Annotated in this window: 13 protein-coding genes; 4 read left to right on the top strand and 9 right to left on the bottom strand. The window is 53.2% G+C overall.

From position 1 onward, the window contains the following. The first annotated feature begins 187 nt into the window (after positions 1 to 187). Both KSF73_16355 and KSF73_16350 read left to right on the top strand, forming a co-directional pair. On the top strand, positions 188 to 1813 hold the full coding sequence (locus tag KSF73_16355; protein MBV1777294.1) for a hypothetical protein: 1626 nt from the start codon (positions 188 to 190) through the stop codon (positions 1811 to 1813). 27 nt (positions 1814 to 1840) lie between these two features. Beyond that, positions 1841 to 3325, top strand: a complete 1485-nt coding sequence (locus KSF73_16350) for a S8 family peptidase (protein ID MBV1777293.1) — start codon at positions 1841 to 1843, stop codon at positions 3323 to 3325. A gap of 89 nt (positions 3326 to 3414) precedes the next feature. Here KSF73_16350 and KSF73_16345 read toward each other — a convergent pair whose 3' ends face one another. Genes KSF73_16345 through KSF73_16335 form a run of 3 tightly spaced genes read right to left on the bottom strand, consistent with a single transcriptional unit; the run spans position 3415 to position 5572 of the window. Further along, complete coding sequence (locus KSF73_16345) at positions 3415 to 4020, bottom strand: 2OG-Fe(II) oxygenase (protein MBV1777292.1); 606 nt, start codon at positions 4018 to 4020, stop codon at positions 3415 to 3417. Then, positions 4017 to 5036 (bottom strand): radical SAM protein, encoded by a 1020-nt coding sequence (locus KSF73_16340; protein ID MBV1777291.1) that lies wholly within the window; start codon positions 5034 to 5036, stop codon positions 4017 to 4019. Before KSF73_16340 ends, KSF73_16345 begins: the two co-directional genes overlap by 4 nt. Positions 5037 to 5047: 11 nt before the next feature. Next, on the bottom strand, positions 5048 to 5572 hold the full coding sequence (locus KSF73_16335) for a hypothetical protein (protein MBV1777290.1): 525 nt from the start codon (positions 5570 to 5572) through the stop codon (positions 5048 to 5050). Positions 5573 to 5898: 326 nt separating this feature from the next. Here KSF73_16335 and KSF73_16330 point away from each other — a divergent pair, with 326 nt between their 5' ends. After that, positions 5899 to 10791, top strand: a complete 4893-nt coding sequence (locus KSF73_16330) for a response regulator (GenBank protein ID MBV1777289.1) — start codon at positions 5899 to 5901, stop codon at positions 10789 to 10791. Positions 10792 to 10919: 128 nt separating this feature from the next. Then, positions 10920 to 14207, top strand: a complete 3288-nt coding sequence (locus KSF73_16325; protein ID MBV1777288.1) for an amidohydrolase family protein — start codon at positions 10920 to 10922, stop codon at positions 14205 to 14207. A gap of 97 nt (positions 14208 to 14304) precedes the next feature. Here KSF73_16325 and KSF73_16320 read toward each other — a convergent pair whose 3' ends face one another. The 6 genes from KSF73_16320 to KSF73_16295 form a co-directional block, all read right to left on the bottom strand. Then, positions 14305 to 14778: a DUF1456 family protein gene (locus tag KSF73_16320; GenBank protein ID MBV1777287.1), complete on the bottom strand. Its 474-nt coding sequence runs from the start codon at positions 14776 to 14778 to the stop codon at positions 14305 to 14307. Between the two features lie 513 nt (positions 14779 to 15291). Continuing rightward, positions 15292 to 16272, bottom strand: a complete 981-nt coding sequence (astE, locus tag KSF73_16315; GenBank protein MBV1777286.1) for a succinylglutamate desuccinylase — start codon at positions 16270 to 16272, stop codon at positions 15292 to 15294. 1 nt (position 16273) lies between these two features. Next, positions 16274 to 17620, bottom strand: coding sequence for an N-succinylarginine dihydrolase (astB, locus tag KSF73_16310; protein ID MBV1777285.1), 1347 nt, complete (start codon positions 17618 to 17620; stop codon positions 16274 to 16276). Positions 17621 to 17630: 10 nt separating this feature from the next. Further along, on the bottom strand, positions 17631 to 19091 hold the full coding sequence (gene astD / locus KSF73_16305) for a succinylglutamate-semialdehyde dehydrogenase (GenBank protein ID MBV1777284.1): 1461 nt from the start codon (positions 19089 to 19091) through the stop codon (positions 17631 to 17633). A gap of 16 nt (positions 19092 to 19107) precedes the next feature. Then, complete coding sequence (astA, locus tag KSF73_16300) at positions 19108 to 20121, bottom strand: arginine N-succinyltransferase (protein MBV1777283.1); 1014 nt, start codon at positions 20119 to 20121, stop codon at positions 19108 to 19110. Positions 20122 to 20153: 32 nt separating this feature from the next. Then, the gene (locus tag KSF73_16295) at positions 20154 to 21164 is read right to left on the bottom strand and encodes an arginine N-succinyltransferase (protein ID MBV1777282.1); all 1011 of its coding nucleotides are present in this window, start codon (positions 21162 to 21164) and stop codon (positions 20154 to 20156) included. Positions 21165 to 21189 lie beyond the last annotated feature (25 nt).

The raw sequence follows: 21189 nt of genomic DNA, 5'->3' as shown, positions 1-21189 counted from the left end.
GCACTGGATTATTTGCATATAAACAACCACTAATCCTCTCCTGATTCAAGCACAGAATATGAGCGCGCATAATCCTCCACGCTGCTGATGAGGCGTGTTCTGGCAGCGTAATCACAATAATCATATCGAGGGTGACACGCAGCCGATCTCACATGATCAAACATCCTCCCTCGCCAGGAGAAAAGCATTGGATCAGGTCGATTTAAACACCAGCCGTGGCAGCATTAAAAAGCTGATACTTGCGCTGGTTTCTATTGGATGTACAGGCTTACTGGCTGGCTGTCAGGGTGATGCGCCGCCGCCCCCTAAAGTATCAGTCGAGGTGTACGGGGCACGTGGCGATATCCTCACCGCAGTGATTGAAACCGAACACTGCCACACCGAGCCTAGTGTGACATGGTCACTGGATAATGGATCGACAGTAGGCACGGCGCTAGCCTTAACCGATGTCCAGCCGCTCACACCCATCACCGTCTCGGTCAGCTGCGGCGGAGCCCATGCCAGCCAAACGATTGCACCGCAATCAGTCTATGCATCACAAGCAGCTTTTGCTGTCCTGCAAAACGGGAACGTCTTGTCCTGGGGGAATCCTGTCTGGGGTGGACAAACCTCGGTTGCAGCAGGCATCAGCCAAATCAAGTCGATATATCCCAGTGAGCGTGGATTTGCGGCTTTGCTAAAGGATGGCTCGGTTCGGGCGTGGGGAAGTGGATATATCGCATTCACCGACCCGTCGGATGTCGACACCGCTACCAGTCCGCTCACAAACATCAAAACGATTATCCCGGGCAAAACAGCCTATTTCGCATTGAAACAGGATGGCTCCTTTGCTGCTTGGGGCTATACCCGGGACATGACCGATGAAGGCTATGAAACACCGGTAAATGATGCGTGGTTCGGACTGTCTGCCACTAAAATTGCCGCACTGAAAAATGCAAAAGATGTAGTCGGCAATGATGGTGCCTACGCAGGTATCACGGAAACCGGTGATGTGGTGCCATTCGGGTCTACTTATAATGGCGGCGGAGAGGATGCATGGGCTTCGCGTCCGTCGCAAGTCACCCAAGTTGCAGCAACAAACTTCGACCTTGTGGCAGTCCAGGCTGATGGCAATATTGTCTCTACATGGGGCTTTGGCTACACCTATCCGGGCGATTTCCAGTTTGTCAGCCAAGTCAAAAAGGTTGTTACCAATGGCGTCGTTGGCGTTGCGCTCAAGGCGGATGGTACCGCAATGGCATTTGGTCAGGCTGGCGAAAACGAGGCCGCAGATACCTCGGCACTTGCTCCCTACCTGACTGGCGTGAAGGATATCGCTGCCACACAAACAGCTTTTGCCGCCCTCAAAACAGATGGCACGGTACTGGCCTGGGGCGACAATCCGCGCATGGGTAACAGCCTTGCCAAAATGCAGAAAATCCTGGCGAATGTTCAGACGATTAAGGCGACCGAATATGCATTTGCTGCCTTGCGTAGAGATGGATACGTGATTACCTGGGGAGATCCGGAGCTGGGTGGTGATAGCAGTGCGGTTGCGCCCAATTTGTACGATGTTGTGTCCATCACGGCCAATCATTATGCATTCGCTGCATTACGAAAGGATGGAACGGTAGTGACATGGGGGATGGCGAGCAAAGGCGGCGATAGTTCACCCGTTGCGAGCAAACTGAACCATGTCCGGGCGATCTACTCAACGGCATTTGGTGCATTTTTAGCGGTTAAGAAAGACGGCTCCTTTGTGACATGGGGTGACCCATGGGTAGGCGGTGGCACGGCTCCGGCTTCGCTGACCAAGATTCCCTACGACCAGTAACCCGTCAACTGCCCTCAGAGAACGATTATGACCATTTCTCGCCGCTTTCCCGTGCTTGCTACACTCACTGCATCTGCCTTTGCTATCAGCTCACATGCATCTGTACTTGAAAAGGCACCACCGCACACTCAGGAACCACTTTCACAGCTTATTATCAAATATCGTACAGATGATACGTCTGCAAAATCCATGCGCTACGCCCAGCGAAGTGGCGCGACATTTGGCATCAGCGACGCAATCAAGGCGCAGCGGCTAAGCGAAGTGCAAAAAGTTGCACAATCATATGGCGTCAAGATGAGCACGCTCAGGCAGATTGCCACAGGTGCCTGGGTATACCGCGCCAGTAAAGCCCTCCCCCTCAAGGACATGCGCAAACTTGCATTGCGTCTACAAGCTGGCAATGCGACCATCGAATATGCCGAGCCAGACTACATCCGCAAAATTGCCTTTACTCCTACTGATCCGCTCTATTCGAATGGCACGCAATGGGATCTGATGGAGCGAAGCGCCCAGCCAGGCGGCTTGAATCTTGGCGCAGCATGGGATCTTTCCACGGGAAAAAATACAGTGGTGGCTGTTCTGGATACGGGTTACCGCCCGCATCCCGATTTACTTCCCAATTTGGTGCCCGCACCGGATGGTGTGCCTGGTCACTACGGATATAATTTTGTATCTAGCCCGACGAGTGCGAGGGTGGGCGAACCCGGCAGCAATGCTCGCCGTCCAGATGGCATCGATCTGGGTGACTGGTCAGATGGAAGCCAATGCTATCCTTCCAGCAGTTCATGGCATGGCACACATGTAGCGGGCACCATTGCAGCTGCCGCAAACGGTAAAGGCATGATCGGTACGGCATTTGAAGCGAAGGTGCTGCCGCTGCGCGTGCTTGGACAATGCGGTGGGACCAATTCAGATATTACGGATGCAATTGCCTGGGCGAGCGGGATGAGTGTGCCGAATGTGCCTTACGACAACACCTCACCGGCGAACGTCGTCAATTTATCACTGGGCGGCCCCGGATCATGCAGCCGCACAGAAGCCGCCGTCATTCAGCAAGCACTCAACAGGGGGACGGTTGTAGTCGTTGCGGCAGGCAATGATAATATGAATGCACATGCCTTTACGCCTGCTAATTGTCCTGGGGTCATCGCTGTTGCCGCAACCTCGATCAAAGGAGGTCGTGCCTCCTACTCCAACTATGGTGCAACCGCCTCAGTCGCAGCGCCTGGCGGTGGTTTCCTGACGAGCACGGATGTGATTATCTCTACGCTGCCGATGGGGCGTACCGTTTCTACAGACGATACAACGTATGGCGGGATGGCGGGTACCTCACAGGCAACCCCCCATGTCGCAGGGGTCGCAGCATTAATGCTTTCCATCAATCCCGCGCTAACGCCAGCCCAAGTCAGACATCTGCTTATTCAAACAGCTCGCCCTGCTCCGGATAATTGCCCGGGATGTGGTGCAGGGATCGTGGATGCCGCTGCTGCCGTACGTGCTGCCAAGGGGTAGACCAACCTGATTGCCAGCAGCAATCTGCATTTGCAACGCAAAGGAGGGCGATGTTTAAATCGCCCTCCTTTTTACTTCGCAAACGACCATCAAATCCATTGAATGGGCGGCTCACCCCATGACCAGCAGGTGAGCACATATTTCTCCCCCCTCGTCACCGGTAGCGCGCGATGCAGGTACCCAGATGGAAAAGCGACAGCCCATCCCTTTCTGGGTTGAACCTGTAAATCAAGATCAGGGAACGCTGTCTCCCCCCCCTGCTTCACATCATTCAGATAAATCACGATAGTGTGACGTCGATACTGAAAATCATCATCGTTATCGGTGTGACACTCAAAGTGGCCGCCGCGGTTGTAGTACACCACGCTGATTTCGTGAACAGCTTCAATTGGTGTATGCCATGCTTCACTCAGTACGGGGAACATGGTTTGCCGCAGGCGCTGATTAATTTTGCGCCCAAGTTTACTATCGCAATCAATACCTGCATTCATTGCTTTACGATAGTCGTCGCGGATCTCGCCAGAAACCGGATAGTCTGAGGTTGCTACACGCGCGTCCTCCCAGCAATCTTTCTGGCTAAATCGGCGAATGATCTCGTCACATTCTGCAGGACTCAGTACCTCTACGCCAAATATGCCAGCAGGATGGTTTCCTAGGTCCGATACGCTGATAATCTCTATGTCTACATTGATCATATTTCACTCACCAATATAAGTGGTGGTCCCTTCCAGGATCTGGCTGGCTGCTGGGTTTGTTTTAATTGCCCGGAAACTGAATCCGTTAGCAATAACTGGTCTACCAAGTCCATGCGCACGTATGGCAGCTCGGAAATCACCCTGAATGCCTCGTCATTGCCCATGATTTCATGGCACAGATGGCAAGTGGAAACATAGGTTTGCGAGGCAATACGTTGCTGATGCGCTTCCGGTAAGTGCGCCACAATGTCGTCCAGGCCTTGAGTGGCGAGTCGGCGCATCACGCCGTGTTTGCGGCGGAGTGCGATGATTTCCATGGCGGTATGCTCATGGATATTGGCAATTTCCAAATGCTCATGCGTACCGGATGTACAGCAAGGCACGACTTTGCCATCCGGCCAGACCACATATTCATCCAGTACCGGACACGCTTTGTCGATCTCCCAATATGATTGCGCCATAGGGGAACGACTAATCTGGCTACCAAATCCAACGGGTACAACATCACGATAGATGACCTGCTCCGGTAAAATGCCGAATCGCGAGGCCACTTCAGCTTGCAGCTCCGGGACAGGCTTGTTATCTCCCCGTGAATAAAAGAAGGTGAGTACCAAGCCATTTGACTGCGCGACATCTACCAAATTCTGAATGGCTTGATCCGGTACATGTTCGGCGTGATATGGGTCGTAACTAATAACCACGGTTGTGAGTCCCAGCCGTGCAAGCGTCTCGATACGCGAAACCGCCTGTTCGCGTTTGAGCGCCCAGCGGGCATTTGTGACCACGCCAAACGGCATATCCAATTCGGCACATACCTCTGCGAGCGAAAGCATTTGCCTATAGCGCAAAAAGGGTTCACCCCCGGTGAACCCTATCCTGTCAACGACACCCTGCTCTACCATATCCCGAATCAACCGGGTAGAAAGCTCAAGATCAAGATGTGTTTTCAGATGCGCCTGGCTGCAATGGGCACAACGAATGTCGCAGGCCCACGTCAACATGAGCGACAGTTGCATACCTGATCCGTTTATTTCTTCTTTGTGCTTGGCTTGGCTGCAGGCTTCTTACTCTTCGCCTTTTCGCCATCATCTTCCTTGGCAGCCTTGGATTTTGCCTTGGCCTTCAGTGCAACGGGCGGCACATTCACCGGCGTCGGTGTGGGAGTCGGTGTTGGTCCGCCAGCCTTCAACATAACAGGTGGTACATTCACAGGCGTCGGCGTGGGGGTTGGGCCACCAAATGCAGCACGTGCCATTACCGGTGGTACATTTACCGGAGTTGGGGTGGGTGTCGGAGACTTGCGGCTGGTGCTTTTTGCTGCGATGGGCGGCACATTCACAGGCGTGGGTGTCGGCGTTGGCGAGCCGGAAATGCTTCCCTTTTCGTCCCCAATGGCCAGCACGAGACTACGCAACAGTTCATTGGAAATATCAATTTGATGGGTTCTCAGCAAGCTCGACAGCTGCCCGAGAAATTCGAGTCGAAGGCGACTGTTGTTTTCAAACTGCGCACGCAGCGCTGTAATTTCTTGTTGCAATGTTTTTTTGGCCATAATGTCATACCGTCTTGTGATTGAATACGTAGATAAACCGAGAAGCGAACGCTATCAGGACTCATGTACACAGTCTACCAAAGTAGCGAATTCGATACAGGTTTCCCATGCAAGCGGCATGTTATAGTGTTACACACACTGGTTCCTAGCACTCGTTTGCCGACTCGCGTAGGCTCAGCACGCCAAGGCGTGATTGCACACGATGCTGACCCAGTTCATTCACACCACTACTCGGCTTGATCGCTATTCTTCATGCGGACTCAAACACGTACTCCATCTTTACTTTCCCAATGGGCGTAATCTTGACAGCCTTTTCCGGACGTTTGATGTCCCTCGTGATGCGCGCGACTGCAACGTTGATGCTGGCAGTTTCACTCTGGGCCAGCCCTCCTACAGAGTGGCATTTCGCAAAGGTCAGCAAAGCCAACGGCTTTCAGAGTGATATCTTGTCCTGTATTTTTCAGGACAATCGGCACTTCATTTATCTATGCGGTGATAAAGGCCTGTCCAGATTTGATGGGAAGCAGTTTTTAAGTATCCCAATCGGGCAAAAAAGTGAGCCTTTATGGGTTAACTCTGTCGCACAGGATCGCGATGGCTTGCTGTGGATTGGTACTAACAATGGATTGTTCACCTACCATCCCCAGACACGTCAATCTACCAGATTCGAGCTCGATAAAAATCAATTTACCGTTACGCAAATTAGGGTTTCGAGTGATAACGCGCTCTGGATTGCCTCATCATCCGGACTGGCCAAGATTGACCCGCGAAGCAAGCGCGTTATCCGCTGGCAGCATCGTGCGAGTGATCCAAGCTCACTGCTGTCTGACTTCGTATCCGTGGTCGCGCCCCTCAAGGATGGCGGTGCTGTTGTTGCAACGACTAGGGGGGTCGACCTGATCAAGGTGGACGGGAAGATTGTTCACCTTAAACAGGGGAACAATCCGAAGGCCATTACTGAAAACAATATTCGCAGCCTGGTCATTGATCAGGAAGGCAAGCTGTGGGCGGGCACGGATGCGGGGCTGTATTCCTTGTCACTTCACTCGCCTCAACAGGTGTGGGCGCACCATGGTACGTCCGAAGGCATTCCGCTAGAAACCATTTCCCCGCTGATGGTTGACCGAGATAATCGGCTGTGGATCGGTACCGCGACACAGGGTGTGATCGTTAAAGATTTGGCAGGCAGCGCCGCCAATCAGCAAATCGTCCATTCCGACGTTCAATTTGACAGTATCAGCGAAGGAAAGGTCAGTGCGTTATTTCAAGATGCGTCTGGCGTAATCTGGATTTCAACAGAACCAGGTGGATTACATTACCTGCCTCCACGCTGGGAGCACTTTCATCGATTTACAGGTGTATCGTCGCAAAGCAAATTGTTATCCCGGATGTTTTATAACATCGGAGCTACACCGGATAACAAGGCTGTCTGGCTGACCAGTCAACTTGGTCTGGTCAAATTGGATTGGTCGTCCGGAAAGCTTGTGTCCTACCAGCATGCTGACAAGCAAGTTGCGAATCAATCCTCAACGCGACTGCTTGGACTGGCATTCGATCGTTCAAATCAAATGTGGATTACCGGCCTTAACGGGCTTGCGAAATTTGATGCAACAAATGGAACTGCAACTGCAGTGCCACTCAGCGAGCGGATGCCGAAATCGAACGAGCTTCAATCTTTACAGATTGATCCTCAGGGGAAACTGTGGGCGCCGAGCAACTTTGGCCTGAATGTATTCGACCCGCAAACTGGCAAGAACAAGCTTTACACGCACGACCCACAAAATGTCGCTAGCCTCTCCAATAATTTAAGCAATAGCGTCCAGTTTGATAATGCGGGACGGGTGTGGGTGGGAACTTGGGATGGCCTGAATATTTTTGATCGCAACAAGCAGGTATTCTACCGAGCGGGGCAAGATGGGTCCGACCCTTTTGCTCAGATCAAGCTGCCCAGTCAGCAGATTAACCGGATTTCCCGCACACGGGATGGTGCTATCTGGATCAGCACAACCAATGGACTGGTCAGAATATCAGAGCGATCTCCCGAGGTATTTGAATCTCGAGTTTACTTATCCGATCTAGACATGCCCGGTTCAAATATCAACGCCCTGATTGAGGATAACGCGGGCAATATCTGGACAGGAAACGGCCTTGGACTCATACGTCTGGAACCCGAAAGCGGCAAATGGCGGCTGTATGGTGAGGCCGATGGTCTGCTAGCAAATGGCTATGCGTGGGGCAACGCAATCCGTATGCCGGACGGTACCATCACATTTGCGGATAACGGTGGGCTGACCTACTTCAACCCAGACAAGATTCTCGATGATCCGGTTGCGCCTGCCGTTGCCATTATTGATTTCAAGATTTTCAATCAGTCTGTCAGACAAGCTGATATCGCGAAGCGGATTGGCTTAAGTTCGTCTATCGAGTTTGCACCTAAAGTTACTTTAAACCATACCGATTCAGCATTCAGCATAGAGTTTGCTGCGATGCAGTTTTCTGACTCCCTTCACAACAAGGTGCTGTATAAACTTGAGGGGCTGGATCATAACTGGATCGAGGTGCCAGCGGGTGAACGTGTTGCCAACTATTCACATGTCGATCCAGGCACCTATACTTTCAGAGTCAAGGCGGCAAATATTGACGGCATCTGGAACGAGACCGGTGTGTCGCTCGACATTATCGTCACCCCGCCTTACTGGCAAACCTGGTGGTTCCGCACGCTTGTCACACTGACATTGCTGTCATCCGCCCTGCTCGCCTACCTTGCCCGGGTCAATGCGCTCAAACGCAGAAATGCTGAACTCGAAAATCGCGTACTGGAACGAACCGCCGAACTCCGTATTGCCAACGACGAACAACGCGCCATCCTTGATAACGTCAGTGTCGGTGTGGCTTTCATCTATGGCGGCCGGATCATGCGATGCAACCACAGTCTGGTGCGCATGTTTGGTTATCCATTTGATGCCATTGTCGGGCAATTGCCCAAGGTATTGTTCCCTGATGAGGCAACTTATGAACGCGCACAGACCATCGCTCAAGGCGCAAAAGCCAGCGCTGAAGGACTGCTGACGGAAGATGTGCCGTGCAAAAAAGCCGACGGGAGCGAATTCTGGTGCTTTGTGCAGGCACGTGATATTCATCCAGAGCATCCGGAAGCTGGACAGGTATGGGTAATTCAGGATGTCACCGAGCGGCGCGAGAATGAAATCAAGCTGATGATTGCCCGTGATCGTGCCGAAGAGGCGACCCGCGCCAAATCCTATTTCCTGGCCAATATGAGCCACGAAATTCGAACACCCATGAATGCAGTCATCGGGCTTGCACATCTTGCCCTGCAAACCCGATTGAATCTCAAGCAGCATGATTATGTGAGCAAAATTCATCAGGCCGGTCAGTCACTCCTCGCCCTGATCAATGACATTCTCGATTTTTCAAAGATTGAAGCAGGCAAACTCGACATCGAAACCACCAGTTTCTCGCTCGACGAAGTGCTTTCCAATGTCTCAACGATTACCGGCCAGAAAGCGTTCGAGAAAGAAATCGAATTTTTGATTGATCTGCCTAGTGACACCCCTCGCCAGCTTAGGGGAGATCCGCTGCGGCTCAGCCAAATTCTGATCAATCTGATTAATAATGCGGTCAAGTTTACCCATAAGGGTGGCGAGATTGCCTTGCGCATTCGTCAGACGCAGCTTGATAGCCAGCGTGTCACGCTAGCGTTTGAAGTACGGGATAACGGCATTGGTATGACGCCGGCTCAGCAGGCTCAGCTCTTTCAGCCATTTACGCAGGCAGATGGCTCAACCACCCGGAAATATGGCGGAACCGGGCTTGGACTATCCATCTGCCGTAAGCTCGCAGACCTAATGGGTGGCGCGATTAGCGTGACCAGTGAGGCGGGCAAGGGCTCTGATTTTGTGCTGAGTCTGCCATTTGATCTGATGCCTGCTACGCCTCCGGACTGGCAAACATCCGGACAGATGCGCAACAAGCGGGTACTTGTCGTGGATGACAATCCCAGCGCCCGATTCGTACTGGAAAGCATGCTGAAGGCAAGCGGGGCTTCTGTCACATCGGTTTCATCCGGACCAGAGGCAATTCAGGCTGTCATTCACAGCACCCAGCCATTCGATGCCGTCTTGTGCGATTGGCAAATGCCGGAAATGGATGGATTCGAAGTTGAGCGAAAAATTCGCGAGATTCAAACGGATGGCCGTAAGCATACCTTTATTCTGGTGACAGCTTACGGTCGCGAGGAAATCGCGGAACAGGCTCGACATCAGGAAGTTGATGCCATTCTGTACAAGCCGGTCAGCGAACATGCCCTATTCCAGGCGTTGCTTGGGCAGCATACGGATACGCAAACGCACGCTGCGCAGGTGGCTTCAATACGCCCGCCTGCCCGGAAATTCGCAAATGCACGCGTTCTGCTTGCAGAAGATAATGAAATCAATCAGCAAATTGCTTGCGAATTGCTGGCTTCAAGAGGGATCGCTGTTGACGTTGCGCAGGATGGATTGGAAGCGGTGCGAATGGCAAGTCAACAGCCTGCAGACCGGTATGCGCTCATTTTAATGGATCTGCAGATGCCGAATCTGGATGGATATGGCGCTACTGTCGAAATCCGGAAACTTGCTTCGCTTGCTCATGTCCCGATTGTTGCATTAACTGCACATGCAATTGGCGAGGTACGCGATCGCTGTCTAGCCGGTGGTATGCAGGACTATTTGACAAAACCTATTCAGCCGGATGAGTTATTTGTTCTGCTGGATCGCTGGATTGAGCAGGAAAAGCCAAATAAGATGATTACCGCACCTTCAACTGTGCAACCCCAACAAACCATCTCTGAAGATGTGGTGCTTGATCACTTTACCCATATCGATACCTCGGTTGGCATGCGCTATATGGGTGGAAAACGGACACTGTATATCCGCCTGTTAAAGCGCTTCCTGAATGGAGAAGCCAATCTATGCGAGGAATTGCGCGCATTTGTTTCTCTGGGCTCATTTGAAGATGCTCAGCGACGGATTCATACCGTCAAGGGTCTGGCGGCAAGCATGGGTGTTCTGCATATTCAGCCATCTGCAGAACAACTCGAGCATACCCTTGGGCTGGCGATTCAGGGAGTGGAGCATGGAGATATTGAAGCACTGATTGCCGACCTCGACATCAAGCTTCAACCTGTTATCGAAGAGCTCAGACAGCGACTCCCGGAATAGCGAACGAGCTCAGGCAGATACAGTTTGAATCTGCCGCGATAACTGTGGCTGTTAATTGCGATCGGCGGCCAATATATTGGTTTGTATTCTATCCGCCATGCAAAAACAAAATCGTGAGGACACACTTCATGCACTTTCCCATGCGCAGTTCGGCACTATTGATTGCCCTAGCACTTGGTTCGAATGCTTATTGTGCAGATCTAGCCCCCAAAGACAAGCAAGACTCGCCACCGAAATGGAATGTCAATGCGCCACCGGGCGAGGCAAGCACGGTCAATATCGACGTGCAAAATGGTACGTGGATGAGCGTGGATGTGAGTCCGGACGGAAAAACATTGGTGTTTGATTTACTGGGTGATTTATATACCCTCCCGATAGCGGGTGGTGAGGCAAAGCCACTTACGCATTCTGTTGCCTGGGAAATGCAGGCGCGCTTCTCACCTGATGGCAAGCAAATTGCCTATGTCAGTGACGAAGGTGGCGGCGATAACATCTGGGTGATGAATGCGGATGGTAGTGCGACCCATGCTATTACCAAAGAAGACTTCCGTTTATTAAACAATCCAGTCTGGCATCCAAACGGGCAGTATATTGCCGCACGTAAGCATTTTACCGGCTCCCGCTCGCTCGGCTCAGGTGAAATCTGGTTGTATCACACGGGTGGCGGCAAAGGTCTGCAACTCAATGAAAAGCCTAACTGGCAAAAAGATCTGGGTGAGCCCGCCTTTTCCCCGGACGGCCGCTATGTATATTTTTCACGCGATACGACAGGGGGCAAATCCTTCGAGTACAACAAGGACAGCAATAAACAAATTTTCCAGATTTTCAGGCTGGATACCAGGACAAATGAAACAGAATCATTTGTAAGTGGCCCGGGCGGAGCGGTACGTCCAACCCCCTCACCCGATGGAAAGTTTCTTGCCTTCGTTCGTCGCGTACGCAATCAGAGCACGCTGTTCCTTAAGGATTTGCAGAGCGGCCGTGAATTTCCAGCCTGGGAACATCTCGAGCGGGATATGCAGGAGGCGTGGTCTGTACAAGGCGTTTATCCTGCCTTTACATGGCTGCCAGACAGCAAGGAAATTGTGGTTTGGGCGCAGGGTAAGCTCTGGCGAGTCGATCCTTTCAAGCAGTCGGGTAAAGAAATCGCGTTTCATGTGAAGGATACCCGGGAGGTACGCAAAGCCGTTCGTTTCCAAACGGAAGTCGCACCCGATCAGTTCGATGTCAAACAGCTACGCTGGGTGAATGTTTCACCGGCGGGCAATCGCGTTGTCTACTCTGCGCTCGGCCATCTTTACATCCGTAATCTGCCGGATGGCACACCCACTCGCATCAGTAAAGCGAGCAACCGTTTTGAGTACTACCCCGCTTTCTCCCGAGATGGCAAAGACATTGTGTTTATCTCCTGGCAGGACCAGGAGCAGGGTCGTGTGGTCAAGCTGAATCTGGATTCAGGCAAAGAAACGGTGCTGACCAAGCAGCCAGGTAAATACCTTGAACCCAGCTTCTCACCCGACGGGAAAACGGTGGTCTACAGCAAATCCCGCGGCGGAGAGCTGACCTCACCTTGGAATGGACTGGAGACCGGTGTATACGCTGTCTCGGCTGATGGCAAATCCGAACCCGTTCTGATTACCAAGGACGGTGAGGCACCTCAGTTCGGCCTCAATAATCATGAGATTTTTGTCACTAGAGGCGGTCAGGAGGGCGAAGTTGATTTCTATAGCAAATTGGTTCGCATTGATCTGAGCGACCACAATCGTGAACAGGAAGTAGCGAAAGGCGAGTTTGCATCCAATTTCAGCATTTCCCCGGATGGGAAATGGCTAGCATTCGGCGAGCGCTTCCATAGCTATGTCACGCCCTTCCCTGCCAGCAATAAGCCGATACAAATTTCCGGCAAGATGGATGCCTTACCGGTTCGCCAGCTGGATGCAATCGCAGGTCACGCACTGCATTGGTCTGGAGATAGCACGAAGCTGTACTACAACTTGGGCGATGAATTGTTCACCACTGAGCTGAAGCAGGCGTTTGACTTTGTGGCAGGTGCACCCAAAGAGCTGCCCAAGCCCCCTGAACATGGCACTAGAATCGGCTTCAAGCAGCAGGCCGACAAACCTGATAGCACGATCATCATCAAGGGTGCGCGTTTGGTCACCATGCGCGGCGATGAAGTCATTGAAAATGGCACCATTGTGATCAAGGGAAACCGCATCGCTGCAATTGGCGCCGCTGACACCGTGGATGCACCAAAAAACGCTCAAGTGATTGATGCGACAGGAAAAACCATTATTCCAGGATTGATCGATGTACACTGGCACGGTGGTATGGGTGAAGATGAAATCATTCCCCAACAAAGCTGGGTAGACTTTGCATCATTGGCATTTGGCATCACCACCCTGCATGATCCATCCAATAAGACCACGGAGATTTTTACCCACGCAGAAATGCAACGGGCAGGTGAAGTGGTTGCGCCGCGTATATTCTCCACTGGCACGATTCTGTACGGCGCAAAAGCGCCCTTCACCGCCACCATTAACAGCGAAGAGGATGCGCAGGGGCACCTTAAGCGGCAAAAGGCTGAGGGTGCCATTAGCGTAAAGAGCTACAATCAGCCTCGTCGCGAGCAGCGTCAACAGGTGCTTGCCGCCGCAGAGAAAACCGGCATGATGGTGGTGCCAGAGGGTGGTTCGCTGTTTCAAACCAATATGACCATGGTGGTAGACGGTCATACCGGGGTAGAACACGCCATACCGGTCGAGCGCGCTTATGACGACGTTAAACAACTCTGGGCGCACACTCAGGTTGGTTATACCCCTACGCTGAACGTGGCATACGGTGGACTGGATGGCGAGCATTACTGGTATGCCCGTACAGATGTCTGGCGTCATCCCTTGTTATCGAAGTATGTTCCTCGCAGCGTGCTGGAACCTCGCTCCATTCGCCGCGAAACAGCACCGGAAGAAGACTTTAATGTAGTGAGGGTCGCCAAGACGGCTACCGAACTCAGCCGCGCTGGTGTAAAGGTCAATATTGGCGCACATGGCCAGCGTGAAGGCTTGGGCGCACATTGGGAAATGTGGATGTTTGCCATGGGTGGCATGTCATCGCTTGAGGCGATTCGGGCGGCCACTGCCAATCCTGCGCACTATCTGGGCATGGAAAAGGACATTGGTTCGCTAGAAGCGGGCAAGCTGGCTGATCTTGTGGTGATTGAGGGTGATGTGCTGAAGGATATTCGACAATCTGATCGCATCACTCAGGTGATGGTAAATGGACGTCTATACGACAGCGCAACCATGAATGAAGTGGCGCCTCGTAAACGTAACCGTCAACCATTGTTCTTTGAAGGAGATGGCAACGCCAGTATGCCTGTTGTGACATCCGCGCATGGACATGGTCATGGTGACTAAGCGTTAATGTTAAACGAGGTGTACTAAATCAAAACGGGCTCCGCTTACGTGAGCCCGTTTTGATCAGGTGCGGCTTATTGATCGGGTTCGGTTTACTTTAAGCATCTACACCGGGACGCAACTTCAAGGTGAGTCCCTTAAGGAAGTTCCGCAAAAACTGATCTCCGCAGCGTCGATAGTTCTTGTGATCAGGAGCGCGGAAGAATGCACCCAGTTCAGCCTTGCTCACCCGTAGATCCACCGTCTCAAGAATGGCAATAATATCGTCGTCACGCAATTCAAAGGCGACACGCAGCTTCTTTAATACCTGATTGTTGTAAACAGGTAGCTCCAGCGGCGGCAGGGGACGATCGGCCTGGCGACCACGCTTGAAAATAATCAGGCCATCGAGAAAACGCGCAAGTACAGTGTCGTCGCATATCTGGAAGCCTGCCTCATCCTCTTTCTTCATCCACGGCAAGACGTCAACCAGACCCACCTCCATGCCACCCTCCTGAATGATGGCTGCAATCTGGCGGTCGCTGATATTCAGCATGAAACGCACACTGCGCAAAATATCGTTGCTGATCATGCGGGCAATCTTTCAAACAGACTCAATCCTGAATTTTGCATCAAATACGGAAAAGGACAAAGAAAAACACCCCAAATTGGGGTGTCAATCAGAGCGGCAGCTATCTGTTACCTCGTGCGGATCGCTCACTATCCGCGACGACTGTGTGCATCCATTCCACTGCCGCCTTCAGTCCTCCCTGGACGTCTATTGTTGATTATGGCTTGTTGTACACCTTGGCTCGTTTCCTGTTGTGGGTTCAATGGACCCACTTGCTCAGAAGTCTCGAGGACACCAGCATCTACCCCAGCGCTTTGCTGATACCGTTCATAGGCAACCAAAGGTTAGCGGTCTAATTGTTTAAGGACAATAACTGATTGATGTGTCGCAAGTATTCTCACCTAAATCAGTCAGAACAGTTGCGACACTGCTTTTAAATCGTCATTCGTCACACAAGCACCACAGGAAGAGTGAAGATCACATGTTGGGTTTTTACCAAATACCGATATTGCCGATTCACCCTTGCCTCAGCGCTTACTCGTGATCACTCTGTTCAATCAGTAAACCTGCCCTCAAGCCAGGCTTAACATGTGCGTTCGGGAAGATAATGCGTAAACCTGGACGATCGGTACGCCAGCTATGCTCACCATCCTGAGCCAGCAGATAGTGGCTGGGAAGCTCGTAAAAGTTCGCTACATCGTCAGGTAAGTGCAACCTGAATTGCTCCGACTGCTTGATGAGCTCTGACACCACTCGAAATCGTTCAGGCATCGGAGACGCTACATTAATCCTAAAGTCTCCCGAAAGCATATTCACAAGGACAGTATGCAATGGTGTGAGATTCACACACTGATTGTGACCAAATGGCCTTGCTTTACCCAACTCAAGCGTGAAGGCGGTCAGGCCAAAGGTATTGGCCGTCCAGCAAGAAAAAGTCGGGGACAGCTGACCTTGTTGCAGAACGGCTCGAATGCCGCAGGCACCCAAGCGCTGAAGCTCGGCTAGTGCGGGACGCCCAGATGTACGGAACGGGGAAATCGCAAACTGCTCGATGGCTGAATCGCGAATGGCCGTATGCAGATCATAATGAAATCGCTGCAAGCACGAGCCATGTGTGCCAAAAAATGCACGGCACGCTGATTCAATTTCATCAATGCGATGACGGGCAGACACAGACTCCGAACCAACTGGCTTGCCAAATAGCCGATTCAAATCATCATCCAGATAACGCTTGCCTACCCTGATTGCTTCCAGATTACCGAAAACCATCAGCAGCCGTACCCCCAAAGTCTGGGTGCCATTCAGGAGATCTGCCAGCAATTGGTCAACTAACTCGATGGGCGCTGTTTCATTGCCGTGAATACCGCAGGAAAGAAGCATCTCGCCCAGGGGAGCCAACTTAGGCTCAAACGCAAGCACGCCCGGCGCCAGTATGCGCAGGGTTACGCCATCCGGCAGCTCGCCGGGTAGGTTCGTGGCCGTTCCGTTCAGAAGTGACTGCAGCCAGGGCGTCATATCAACCCCGCTGGAACGGATAGACCGAACCCAGATTCAGGATGCGGGTGAGTTCGTCCAGTGCAGTACGACATTCAGTAAGCAGTTGGGGATCCATCAGATCCTCGCCATTCAGTCGATCACGGTAATGGCGATCCACCCAGTCGTTCAGCTTAGTAAACAGCGTCTCATTCATGAGTACCGTAGGGTTAACTGCTGCCAGTTCTGCTTCAGTCAGGGCAACACGCAAGCGCAGACATGCCGGCCCGCCGCCATTTTGCATGGACTGCTTCAAATCAAAAATCCGGTACTCATCGATCAGATCACCCTGCCCGGTGAGGTCATCCAGGTAAGTCTGTACACGCGGGTTCTTAGCGCACTCCTCAGGGACTACGATCAGCAACTTGCCATTGCCTTTGTTCAGCAACTGACTGTTAAACAAGTAGGACCCGACAGCATCTTCGACGCTAACCGAATGCTCCGGCACTTCAATGGATTTGAAGTCCACGCCAATCCTGGCGAGTTTGTCACGCAACTCACCCAGTACACGATCTTGCTCGGTAAAGGCAAACTGGTGATGGAACAGCACATTGGCATTGCCCACCGAGATCACATCATTGTGGAACACGCCCTTATCGATGGTATTCGGGTCTTGCTGGGCATAGACCACACGATCGGCGCTCAGGCCATGCAGGCGGACAATGGCTTGCGACGCCTCCAGTGTCTGGCGCGCGGGAAAGCGCTGCGGGCGCGGATAGCGTGAGTCGAAAGCTGCCTGACCGAATACGAAGAACTCTACCCCCGGACCACCATAATCGCCGCAAAAGCGGGTGTGATTGGCCGCGCCTTCATCCCCAAAGTGCATCTGAGCGGGCAAGGCATCGTGATGTGCAAAGTGGCGATCATCGGCAAACATCGCCTTGAGAATGCGGCCCGTCACAGGATGTTCAATGGAACGGTGGAACTTGTTGTTCAGGTTGGCTGGCGTGAAGTGCACGCGGCCATCGGCGGTATCGCCGGATGGGCTGACTGTCGCCGCATTGGCCGTCCACATGGTAGAAGCAGATGAACATGCAGCCAGCACGGCAGGCGCCTGCTGGGCTGCCGCACATACGACATCCGCATCCGTTCCACCGAATCCCAACTGCCGTAACGTTTCAATGCTAGGCCGTTCATGTGGGGCGATCACGCCCTGCTTGTAGCCCAGATCATGTAGCGCCTTCATCTTGGCCAATCCCTGCTTGGCCGCCACGCGAGGATTCGCCACGGCATTCTGATTGCCCGTAGAGGCCACATTACCAAAGCTCAGACCGGCGTAGTTGTGCGTCGGGCCGACCAGTCCGTCGAAATTGGCTTCAAATGCGTTCATGGTCGTTCCTTTACATCGTCATGCCATGCGGCATCTGTGCGGGTTTGGTCAGGGTGCCGGTTTCCAGTCCGGCAACGGGATAGCTACAGTAATCGGCTGCATAGTAAGCACTCGCGCGGTGATTGCCGGATGCGCCCACACCGCCAAACGGTGCGGCACTGGATGCACCGGTCAGCTGTTTATTCCAGTTCACGATGCCTGCCCGTGAGGCTTCCCAGAATTGCTCGAACAGTTCTGCACGATCAGACAGCAAACCTGCTGCCAACCCATAGCGCGTTGCATTGGCCAGTTCGATCGCTTGTTCAAAGGTGTCATAACGCTGGACTTTCAGCATCGGGCCAAAATGTTCTTCATCTGGCAAGTTTGCTACTGCACTGACATCCAACAAACCTGCAGACAGCAAGGCTGTGCCTGCTTCCAGTCGTTTCATTTCCAGAATGGCGACTGCACCCTGTGCAATTAGATCAGACTGTGCCTTGAGCAAAGCATCCGCCGCCACGACAGACACAACCGCTCCCATAAAAGGCTGCTCGGCATCATCCCAGCGGCCAACTTTTAATCGGGATGCGACATCGGCCAGCCGTTCAAGAAACTGATCACCAGCCGGGGTCTTCGGCACCAGCAGGCGGCGTGCACAGGTGCAGCGCTGACCTGCGGAGATATATGCCGACTGGATGGTCTGGAATACCGCTGCATCCATATCGGCCACCTCCTGCACGATCAATGGATTATTACCGCCCATTTCCAGTGCCAGAATCTTGTCTGGATGGCCGGCGAATTGCTTGTGCAGTGCATGCCCTGTACCGGATGAGCCAGTGAAGAACAGTCCATCAATGCCAGTGTGCCCGGCCAGCGCGATACCCGTATCTTTGCAGCCCTGTACTAGTTGAATCACGCCAGCAGGGAGGCCCGCCAATTGCCACAGCTCGACTGTCTTTTGCGCAACCATGGGCGCAAGCTCGCTGGGCTTAAATACCACGCAGTTACCCGCAATCAACGCCGGAACGATATGGCCATTCGGCAGATGGCCGGGGAAATTGTATGGACCGAATACTGCGACCACGCCATGCGGCCGGTGACGCAGCATGGCCTGTGCATCGGCCATTTCGCTTTGCTTGACGCCCGTACGCTCTTGATAGGACTTCACCGAAATGTCGATCTTGGCAACCATAGTCTGCACTTCTGTCAGTGCTTCCCAGCGTGGCTTACCTGTTTCCTGCCCGATCAGCGCAGCCAGTTCATCCTTGTGCTGTCCGAGTAGCTCGGCAAAACGCCGGGCAATCGCCACCCGCGCATCGAACCCCGCCTTGCGCCAAGCAGGAAATGCAGCGCGCGCCGCCTTCACCGCTTCGTCAACCTGCACAGCATCTGCAGCCTGACCCGACCAGATGGTGGCCTGTGTGACCGGATTTCTGGATGCGAAGGCTGCACCGCGTCCTGCCACCCAGTTGGCAGCAATCAAATGACTCATGCGTTTACTCCAAGAATCAGGCGCGTGCGGACAAGGGCACGACGCGGATACTGTCGCCAGGACTGATTTCCAGGCGATCGAAAACTTCTGGTGACAAGGGGAATCCGTTCAGTACGGGCTCGGATTGCACCAGGCACACACGGAAATCGTCGAACTTGCGATTGGACACCAGCCAGTTGCGGCCCGAGGTCTGATCCTCGCGAATCGCAGTAAAGGTCCGGCTGTCGCGTACGGCGCGGATCAGTGACAGTTCGCACTGGATTGTCGGCCCCGCATCAAAAATGTCCACGTACTGGTTATAGCGGAAACCTTCTGCCTGCAACATCGCCAATGCCGGACGGGTATTGTCGTGCACAGCACCGATCACTGCTCTCGCCTCTTCGGACAGAAAGGCGGTATACACCGGATGTTGCGGCATCAGCTCGGCAATAAAAGCCTTCTGACCCAGACCGGTCAGATAATCCGCCTCGGAAAATTCCATGCGGAAAAAGTGTCTACCCAGACTTTCCCAGAACGGCGAGCGGCCATTGGCATCGGAGACGCCGCGCATTTCCGCGATCACCCTGCTATTGAAGCGTTCCTGAAACTCGGCCATGAACAGAAAGCGTGATTTGGACAGCAAAGCCCCATTGTTGTCACGACGCCAGTCAGCGCGCAGGAATAGTGAACACAGCTCTGCCGAACCGGTCATGTCATTGGTCAGGAATAGGGATTCCAGACGGCGATACAGGTTGAACTCGCGCGAGGCATGAACAGACAACCCTACCCGGTAGTTGTACCAGGGTTCATCCATCCCGACTGCACCTTCAACACCGCAGATGCCGACGACTTCGCCATTCGGGCTTTCCATCACAAATACAAAGCTGGACTCATCCGTCGTAGGCGGCGAGGCGAATGAGGCAATCGATCCGGCAATGCGGCGAGCCAATCGCTCTTCATTAGCAGGCAGTGTCGTCACGCCGACACCGGCATTCTGCGCCATATACATCAGCGATGACAGATCGCTGGTACGGATCGGCCGCACTCTCATCACAGGACTCATCTGATTCAACTCGATCTGACTCACAGCGGCACCGCCCTGACTGCATCGCCTGATGCAATGCCGAGTGCATCCAGCACCTCGGCCGTCATTTCCAGCTGGCCGGATTCCAGTGTGGCTTCTGCGACCACCGCGCGGAAATCATCCAGACTCTGGTTGGCAACCAGCCAGCGAGCGCCTGCCCGGGCGTTTCCGGCCTTTGCAGTCAGCCTTCGGCTTTGTACAAAGGAGCGGATATGATTGACCGATGCATGCAGCGCCGGTCCGCCATCGAAAATATCGATATAGTTTTCGGCTTCGAAGCCTTCGCGCACCAGTACGTCAAAGGGGATCTCGGATGCAGGCCCCACCTGTCCCATAGCCGACTGGGCTTCATCCGTCAGTAGGGGGACATAAACAGGGTGATGGGGCATCAGCTCGGTAATGAATTTGCGCCCATGCACACCGCACATGCGCTCGGCTTCGTGGTAGTCGATACCAAAGAAATGCCGGCCAACCGAATCCCAGAAGGGCGAGTTGCCCTGTTCGTCCGCCACACCCACCATTTCAGACACCACGTGATCCGCAAAACGCTCCGGGTGATTGGCCATGAACAGGAAACGTGCGCGAGAGAGCAAATCCGATTCCGCGCTATAGGCCAGATCCGGCCTGACATAATAAGAGGTCAGCAGCGAATTACCTGTTAGATCGTGGCACAGCGACAGCGCATGTATCTTGTGATGAATATTGAGTGCAGCAGAGGCGTGCACCAGTGTTTCGTTGCGGTAGCTGTAGAAAGGCTCGTTAAAGCCCGCCGATGCGACCAGTCCGGACACGCCAGCAAGCGTACCTCGCTCAAGGTCTTCCAGCACGAAGAAATAGCTTTCTTCGCCATGAAAGCACACGTCTGCGCCAAGCGAATCGACCGACGTCTGAATCTTGCGATACAGCACGTCGCGATCATCCGGCAGGCTGGTAATGCCTACCGGGCTTTCTCTGGCCAGGATTTCCACCTGGGGCAGATCAGACAATCGACTCGCTCGGAACAGGAACATGGTTCACTCAAACAGGGTTGATAAG

It is taken from the genome of Burkholderiaceae bacterium DAT-1 (assembly GCA_019084025.1).
In the GTDB taxonomy this organism is placed as follows: domain Bacteria; phylum Pseudomonadota; class Gammaproteobacteria; order Burkholderiales; family Chitinimonadaceae; genus DAT-1.
This window is presented reverse-complemented; position numbering and strand designations above follow the sequence as displayed.